General features: G+C 67.2%; 6 protein-coding genes and 1 pseudogene. 2 read left to right on the top strand and 5 right to left on the bottom strand.

Going from position 1 to position 8,370, the window contains the following annotated elements:
* From VFG33_RS14270 to VFG33_RS14255, 4 genes and pseudogenes are all read right to left on the bottom strand, one after another.
* A pseudogene (locus VFG33_RS14270) lies at positions 1–574 on the bottom strand (hypothetical protein); the annotation flags it as partial.
* Between the two features lie 43 nt (positions 575–617).
* Positions 618–3,158: a hypothetical protein gene (locus VFG33_RS14265; RefSeq protein ID WP_325026466.1), complete on the bottom strand. Its 2,541-nt coding sequence runs from the start codon at positions 3,156–3,158 to the stop codon at positions 618–620.
* Positions 3,159–3,198: 40 nt separating this feature from the next.
* Positions 3,199–4,092, bottom strand: coding sequence for a carbohydrate ABC transporter permease (locus tag VFG33_RS14260; protein WP_325026462.1), 894 nt, complete (start codon positions 4,090–4,092; stop codon positions 3,199–3,201).
* Positions 4,089–5,066 (bottom strand): ABC transporter permease, encoded by a 978-nt coding sequence (locus VFG33_RS14255; RefSeq protein WP_325026460.1) that lies wholly within the window; start codon positions 5,064–5,066, stop codon positions 4,089–4,091. Before VFG33_RS14255 ends, VFG33_RS14260 begins: the two co-directional genes overlap by 4 nt.
* 295 nt (positions 5,067–5,361) lie before the next feature.
* Here VFG33_RS14255 and VFG33_RS14250 point away from each other — a divergent pair, with 295 nt between their 5' ends.
* Positions 5,362–6,420, top strand: coding sequence for a zinc-dependent alcohol dehydrogenase (locus VFG33_RS14250; protein ID WP_325026458.1), 1,059 nt, complete (start codon positions 5,362–5,364; stop codon positions 6,418–6,420).
* Between the two features lie 54 nt (positions 6,421–6,474).
* Entirely contained in the window at positions 6,475–7,479 is a 1,005-nt protein-coding gene (locus tag VFG33_RS14245; RefSeq protein ID WP_325026455.1) for a LacI family DNA-binding transcriptional regulator, read from the top strand.
* Positions 7,480–7,497: 18 nt separating this feature from the next.
* Here the strand turns inward: VFG33_RS14245 and VFG33_RS14240 are convergent.
* On the bottom strand, positions 7,498–8,370 hold an 873-nt coding region (locus VFG33_RS14240; protein ID WP_325026452.1), incomplete at its 5' end, for a LacI family DNA-binding transcriptional regulator.

Here is an 8,370-nt window from a genome sequence, read left to right as displayed (position 1 = left end):
CCTTGTCGCCGGACAGGTGAGGGCCCAGGTCGATGAACTTGGCTTTGGCGATGTCGGGTAGCCGCTGCAGCCCGGCGGTGTTGGTCTGGACCTGGACGATGTCGGGCAGGGTCCCACCGGCGATCAGTGCGGCGATCTTCGTCGCGTAGTCGGAGCCGGCCACGATGTTGAGGCTGAGGTCGGTATTGAGTTGCTTGTTCATGGACTGCCAGTAGGCGTTCTGGTCCTTCGGCGGCCCTAGGGCGCTGTAGGTGACCATGAAGGCGCTAGTCGGTTTGCCGTCGCCGACCGGACCGGGCAGGCGGGAGAACGGATCCTTCGGGTAGGCGTCGTAGACAGCCATCACCAGGCCGTCGCCGCTGCCCGGCTTGATCGGGGGTGCGTCGGAGGTGATCGCCGAGTAGGTGGGCAGGGCGTTCTTCAGGCCGCCGGACGCCGCGGTCGGCGTGGCCGATTTTCCGGAGCAGCCGGTCAACAGTGTGCCGCCGAAGGCTGCGGCGCCGACGCCGGCGACCCCGCCGAGAAGCACCGAGCGTCGTGGGACTCTGGTCGGTGCCGGTTCGCTAGTGGGCATGATCCGTTCCTTTTCGGTCGGTCTTACTGGTCGGTGTGGACCGTTACGGTGCGGTGTCGCCGGACAGGACCCAGGCGGCCGATGCGCCGTCGGCGTTCGTTGCCACGCGGAGGTCGAGTCGGGCGTACTTGCCGGCGGACTTCGTCTGGCCGGCGAGGTTGTTCACGATGGCCCCGGTGGCCGGCGTCACGATGATCTGCCCGTCGCCGTTCTGGGTGATCTGGTACTCCGTGCCGCGGGGCAGGTTGTTGGGCAAGGTGACGGTCACCGCGGTGGGTGCGAGGGTGACCAGGCCTTCTTCGTTGAGGCTGCCGACCGTGACCGCGGTGGCGGTGGTGGATCGCAGATACCTGGACCCGGACGAGCGGGACTCCAGCAGGGGATTGCGGTTGTCGGACAGCACGAAGGTGGCCGTGCCGCCGGCTGGGATGGAGTAGGCGGGCAGGGGGAAGGAGATGACGCCGTTCGACCCGTTGACGATCGTGACGCGTTGGCCCGGGCGCATGGCCGTGGTGGGCCAGGCGGCCAGGGTGACGTCGCCGGCCGTGCCGCCGAATCGAAGGGTGACGTGGTCGTCGGCGAGGCCCTGCAGGTCCGGTACCGTCGCGGCGGCTGCGCCCTGGCCGAAGAAGTTGGTGTACTCGTCATTGGTGCGCCCGCGCAGCTTGTCCCCGCCGGTGCCCCAGAGCCTGCGCCCACTGACGGACACCTGCCCCGAGGTGAACTTCGACCAGTTGATGCCGAACTTGTTGCCCGACGACAGCCCGCCGCCGCTGGCGATCGGCGCGTCGCCCTCGTAGTACAGGTTGCGGATCCGTACCGACGTGTTGGGCAGCGTCGCCGGTGCGCCGTCGATCAGCCGGGTGATGCTGTTCCGGCCGGCCAGGATGGTGAGGTTCTCGATGTCGAGAGTCACGCCGTCCACCTGGAAGTAGAACGGGATGATGCCGGTTGCTCCGGTGAATCCGGTGGCGGCGCCGTTGAGCGTTGCCGGGTTCAGGTCGCGCAGATCGATGGTGAGGTCGCGGACCTGCCAGTTGCCAGGGGCAAGAAATTGGGAGACGCGGCTGTAGGCCTGCTGCCGGGTGGAACGGGCCGCCAGGAGCACGTCCTGGAGTTCGCCGTGGATGCCGGCGCCGAACAGCGGCGTGTTGACATACCAGACCGGTGAGTCGCCGTTGAGGACGGAGAATCGGCTGCCGATGACGGAGCCGTGGGTGTCGAGCGGGACCTGCCAGTTGCCGGAGGCAAACATGAGTGCCCGGGTCTGGCAGTCCAGTACGTCGGTGTCCTTCACCGAGCCGTTGAGGTACGTGGCCAGGTAGAGCCCGACACGGGTGTTGGCCGAACGGCAACCCGTGAGGGAGGTGTTCTTACCTCGCATGGTGAACGCGGGACCGGCGGAGCTGGCGCCCTGGTAGATGTCGAACACGGTGTAACCGGTCACGGTGGCGCCGTCAGCCTCGTCATGCGTCGAGGTGGGCGAGTTCGGACCGGCCGACCCACTGCCTCCGGACACGGTGAGGCCGCGAGTACGGCCGTGCCGATGGGTGCGGCGACCGGGGAGGTTGGCCTCCTGCGAGAAGGTGCCGGTGTCGATGGCGTGGCGGACGTTGAGGCTGTTCGGGCCGACGACTGTCGTCCCCAGACCGCTCCAGTCCTCCAGGCCGTAGCCGAAGTGGTTGAGGGAGACCTGGAGGAGACCATTGCGGAAGGTCGGCGCTATCACCTGCATGTCGACACAGCCGATCAGGTAGAACACCGAGGCGATGAACCGCTGCGCGGAGAAACCGACGATCCTGCTGCCCGTCAGCCCCTCCAGTTGGATGACGGGAAAGATGCCCTCTGTCGTCGCCGCGCTGTCGTCGTAGTCGCAGCTGCCACCGATCAGATCCACCCGGGCATCGGCCAGGGCGCAGAGCCGCACGTTGGTCTGGTAGCCGGTCTCCTTCAGCGGGGAGGTGAAGGAGACGGTTGTTCCGGTGCTGTCGAGGCCGGCGGTGACGACCTCACCGAGCCGAGCCCGCTTCGCGCCCCCGGGCGGAGTCCCGCCATGCAGCGACTCGTAGACCTCATCGTCCGAGATCAGCCGGAACCGGTCGCCCTTCCGTACTGCGTGCGCACCGGCGAGCTGCACCCGGGCGACGGTGTTGAAGCTGGCCGGGTCGTGAGCGGGATCGTCGACGAGATTGACGTTGTCGACGTGAGTGATGCTGCTGACGGGCTCGGTCCACAACGGTTCGGTGTAGAGGGTGAAGGCGGGTGCGGTGAAGGTGTTGAAGAAGAGCCGGGCGCCCGGTTCGAAGATGATCGCCTTGCGGGTTCCGTGCGTGAGTTGGCGTTCGTAGCTGATCGGCAGGTCCATGGGTGGGATGGTCAGTGCCGGTTCGGCGGAGTCGAAGAACGCGTCGAGGGCGGTCTCGATCTCCTCCTTCGTGGAGCCCGGACCGATGCCCTGCTTGCTGTAGGCCGACAGCGGCTTGGCCTGCGCGGGGAGCGTGAGGCCGGCGGTAGCGAGCAGGCCGGCGCCCGCGGCCAGCAGGCCGCGTCGGCCCAGACCTTCGGTGAGCGGAGGTGTCGTCATGGGAAAGCTCCTTGCCTTGAAGCTTGGACGGGTGGGGTGCTCAGCCTTTGATCGCGCCGGTCAGCACGCCCTTGGTGAAGTTGCGTTGCAGGAACGGGAAGATCATGGCGATCGGCAGCAGGGCGAGCACTGCGACAGCCATCTGGACGGCCTGAGTGGGTGGCTGCGACCCCGCGTCTCCGGAGGCGTCGAGGATCGGGTTGCCCTGCAGCACATAGGTTCGGACGACCAGCTGGAGCGGCCAGCGGGTGGTGTCGTTGAGGTAGAGCATCGCGTTGAAGAAGGCGTTCCAGTAGCCGACCGCGTAGAACAGGCCGACGACGGCGAGCACCGCCCGGGACAGCGGCACCACGATGGTGGCGAAGATGCGCCACTCGCCCGCACCGTCGATCCGGGCCGCGTCGAGGAGTTCTTCGGGGATGCCCATGAAGAAGCCGCGGACGATCACCAGGTTGAAGGCACTGATCGCCGACGGCAGGATCAGCGCCCATACGTTGTCGATCAGGCCCAGCTGCTTGACCATCAGGTAGCTGGGGATGATGCCGGGCGTGAACAGGAACGTCAGCAGGAAGAAGGTCAGGATCGGCCGGTGGCCGAACGAGTCGCGTCGCGTCAGCCCGTAGGCGGCCAACGTCGTACAGATCAGACTCAGCGTGGTTCCGACGACGGTGACGAACACGCTGACCAGGACGGCCTTGGTCACCACGCCACCGGACAGGATGGCCCGGTAGGCCTCGAAGGTGAAGCTGTCGGGCAGGATCATGAATCCACCGTTGGCGGTCAGGTCGGCCTGGCTGGCCAGGCTGGTGGAGACGACCACCAGGAACGGGAACAAGACGACGACCGCGACGACGATCAGGACGATCGCCTTGATCACCCGCGTCGGTACCGAAGGCTTTCCGGCCCAGACCGGCCGGGCATCTGTTGTGCTCATTGCCGCGAATACACCCCCTGTTCGCCGAGCAGATGGGAGACCTTGTTGGCGACCAGGATCAAGATCAGTCCGACCACGCCCTTGAACAGGCCGGCCGCGGCGCCCAGGCCGAAGTTGCCGTCGCCGATGCCGTGGAAATACACGTAGGTGTCCAGGACCTCGGCGGCGTCCGGACCGACGTTGGCCCGTTGCAGCAGGATCTGCTCGAAGCCGACGTTGAGCGCCTGGCCGAGGTTCAGGATCAGCAGGATCGCGATGATCGGCCGGATGCCGGGCAGCGTGACGTGCCAGAGCCGGCGCCACCAGCCCGCGCCATCGATCGCGGCCGACTCGTACAAGGCATCGTCGATCGCGGTCAGCGCGGCGAGGAAGATGATCGTCGCCCAGCCGGCGTCCTTCCACACGCCTTGGGCAACGATCAGCAGCTTGAACGTCTCCGGAGTGGTCATGAAGCCGATCGAGTGCAGTCCTTGCTGGGACAGGAACTGATTCACCACCCCCGAGCCGCCGAGCACCTGCTGGAACAGGGCTACGACGAGCACCCAGGACAGGAAGTGCGGCAGGTAGACGACGGTCTGCACGACCTTCTTGACCCGCGAGCTGATCAACGAGCTCAGCAGGAGCGCTAGTGCGATCGGCACCGGGAAGGCGAGGAAGACCTGCAGGAAGGTGATCTGCAGGGTGTTCGACACCGCGCCCCAGAAGGCCGGATCGGTGAACAGGAGTTGGAAGTTCGCGAAGCCGACCCAGGGCGCCTGATCGATCGGTAGATAGGGCTGGTAGTCCAGAAAGGCGATCACGTTGCCCAGCAAGGGCACGTAGGTGAACACCAGCAGCAGCAATCCGGCCGGCAGGACCATCAGGAGCATGGAACGGTCGCGACGCAGCCGCTGGGTGCGGCTGAGGCGAGACGGCCGACGGGTCGAGCCAGGCAGCGAGCGCGGCTTGTGCCGCTCGCTGACGAAAGTTGGCATCGGATGCTCCTCGGTCTGACCCGGCGGCGAACCTCGAACGGTCCCTAGTGGCTATCGAGCTTCTGGTGCTCTGGTGAATCTTCGAGAACGATACCGAGCAGCATGACAGCGCGGATCTCGTTAGGCAACAGGCAAATTACGAGAAGATTGCCGACCCTCCCTGCACTAGTTTGAGTAGATTTCCGGTATCGTTCCCGACAACGCGTCGCGGATTGTGACGCCACTTCGGCCGCACCAGCACACCGACCCAGCGCCGACCGGGCAGTCACGCGCCGGCGCTTCCTTGGAGGCAGCAGTGAACCCTGCCGCACATCGACAGGCCGTCCTGCTAGGCCCGAACGACCTGCGCATCCGACCCCAGACCGGCCGAACGGTGGGGCCTGGTGAACTCCTCATCACCCCTGACGCCGTCGGCGTCTGCGGTACCGACCTCGAACTGCTGGCCGGCACGATGGGGTATCTGACCGACGGCGGCGCGAAGTACCCGATCGTGCCCGGCCACGAATGGACCGGCATAGTCGACGAGGTCGGGCCCGGGGCGACCGGCTTCGCGGTCGGTGACCGCGTTGTGGGCGAGTGCTCGGTCGGTTGCGGTGCCTGCGCCACCTGTGGTGCGGGCAGCTATCACCTCTGCCCGGACCGCACCGAAACGGGGATCCTGAATCGCGCCGGAGGGATGGCCTCCATGCTGGTGTTCCCGGCGCGGGCGGCTCATCGCCTCCCGCCGAGTGTCGATCCGCTGGACGCGGCGCTGATCGAGCCGCTCGCGGTCGCCTATCGCGGCCTGCACCGTCTGTCGGCGGCACCTGCCGGCCCGATCGCCATCATCGGCGCCGGCACGATCGGCTTGCTGTGCGCATTGGCGGCGCGGGCCATCGGCATGGGGCCGGTGCTGCTGGTGGAGCACCACCACGCCCGCCGCGCGTTCGCGGCGAGCCTCGGGTTCGAGGCCGTTGGGACTTCTCCGGACCGCTTCGGTCAGGTGATCGATGCCAGCGGCACTGCCTCCGGCACGGCCACAGCCCTGCAAACTGCCGCAGACGGCGGTCGAACCGTGGTGCTCGGCCTGTGCGGGCAACCGGCCGTACCCGTGGACCTGGACAGCCTCGTCCTGCGCGATCTGGTCCTCGTCGGCAGCCTCGGCAGCCCTGGCGTCTGGCCGGAGGTCATCGAACTGGTGGCGAGCGGTCGCGTCCTGCCGTCGACCATCATCAGCCACGAGTTCACCCTCGACGAAGCCACCCAGGCATTCGAGCGAGCGCGAGACGCCGACCCGGCCACTCGCAAGGTGGTCGTGCGTCCGCAACGAACGGCTGCGCCGCAGCCCACCGGCGAACGCGCCGTTCATGCCTGAACACGCTGTTAGCCTCTTGACTGCAACCGATCCAGAAAGGCCGGGTACCTCGTCATGGTGACCATCCGGGACGTCGCAGCGGCAGCCGGCGTGTCCGTATCGACGGTATCCCGCGTTCTGTCCGACCAGTACGGCGTCAGCGAAGCCACCAAACGGGAAGTGGAACGAGTCTCCCGACGCCTCAATTACCGGCCCAGTGCTGCCGCCGCATCGCTACGCACCAGGTCGACCGGCGTCGTCGGGATGCTCGTCCCCGAGATCACCAACCCCTACTTCCCCGCCGTTGTGCAAGGTGTCGAGCAGGAGTTCGCGCGCGTCGGTGTGGACCTCATCCTGTGCGACTCCGGCAACGACGTCGACGCAGAAGCCCACCGGCTCGACACACTGCTGCGCCGCAGGGTGGATGCCCTGATCATCTGTCCGGTCGACACCGAGCGCAGTGCCACCGCCCTGCGGTCGATCGCCGGCCAGGTACCGCTGCTGCAGATCGACCGTCATGCCGTCGACAACGTCGACTTCGTCGGCGTCGACGAGTCCAGTGGCATCACCCAAGTTGTCGCTCACCTGGCAGCCAACGGCATCACCACCGCAGCCTTCGTCGGCAGTGCAGCCGGGATTTCCAGCATCGCCGAACGGGCCCAGGCATTCACGACCGCATGCCGGGCGCACGGGATCATCGCCCACCCAGTTGTCACCGTCACCGACACCGACGTCGCTGCCGGACGCCAAGCCGCGCGAGACCTGCTGGCATCGACTGATACACCACCCCCGCAGGCAATCATCTGTGCCAACGACCTCCTCGCGTTCGGCGTCATCGCCGAAATCACCGCGGCCGGCCTGCGGTGCCCACAAGACATCGCGGTCACCGGCTACGACGACAGCCCCGCCGCCGAACTCGTGGGACTCAGCAGTGTGCGTCAACCCCTCAGCGATATCGGCCGCGAGGCCGTCAGGCTGGTCCGCAATCTCAGCTCTACGCCGAGAAGCGTCCGTTTGGCTCCACAGTTCATCCTTCGGGCCACCACCCCGCCGGGCAGCACCCCGTTGCTCCGGCTCTGAGGGGCGACGGCGACGTAGTCACACGACTCGCGCAGGGCCAGTGCTTGATCGGGCGACGAGGTGGCCCGGTGGTGTCAGCACTGTCTGGGGTTCCTGGCCGTCGAGGACGTCGAGGAGGGCGCGGGCGCCGCAGGCTCCGAACTCGACGACGTCGCGTTCGCTCGCCGTCAGTGGAGGATCGATCAGGTCGTAGTAGATCGAGTTGCCCATGGCAACGACCGAGAGGTCGGCGGGGACCTGCAGGCCGCGCTCGCGCAGCGTCCGTACTCCGGCCATCGCCATCACGTCGTTGTCGTAGATGATCGCGGTCGGGGTGGGGCCGGGAGCTGACAGCAGGGAACTGGTGGCTGCCGAGGCATCGGCCGCGGTGTAGTCGGCGTACCGGGTTCCCGCGTCGACGAGACCGCGGCGCTCGATCTCCGACCGCAGCGCCCGCGTCCGCACCGACGTGTGCCGGAACTCCCTCCGGCCGGCCACCCGGGCCAACCGGACGTGCCCGAGGTCGGCCAGGTGGTCGACGATCTCGATCATCGCGATCGCCTCGTCGGAACGCACGGCCGCGAGTCCGGGCTGGGCCTTCGAGAGGCCGAAGGCCGCGGCCGGCAGGCCGATCTTCTGAAGGTGGAGCAGCCGGGGATCCTTGTGCCGCAGGTCGCTCAGAAGGACTCCGTCAACCCTGCGCTCGCCCCACCACCGGTCGTAGACCTCCAGTTCGGTCTCGATGTCGTTGACCATCTGCAGCACCATGGCGACGCCACGATCGGCCAGCACCTCCTCGACGCCGACGATGATCTCGCGGAAGTACGGCTCGAAGCTGAGCAGCCGGGGCGGCCTGGCGAGGACGAAGCCGACCGCGTTGGCCCGCGCGTTCGACAGCGCCCGGGCGGCGCT

This window comes from Kribbella sp., from assembly GCF_035687465.1.
Lineage (GTDB): Bacteria > Actinomycetota > Actinomycetes > Propionibacteriales > Kribbellaceae > Kribbella.
The sequence above is the reverse complement of the archived record's forward strand: the minus strand, read 5'-3'. Positions and strand labels throughout refer to the sequence as shown.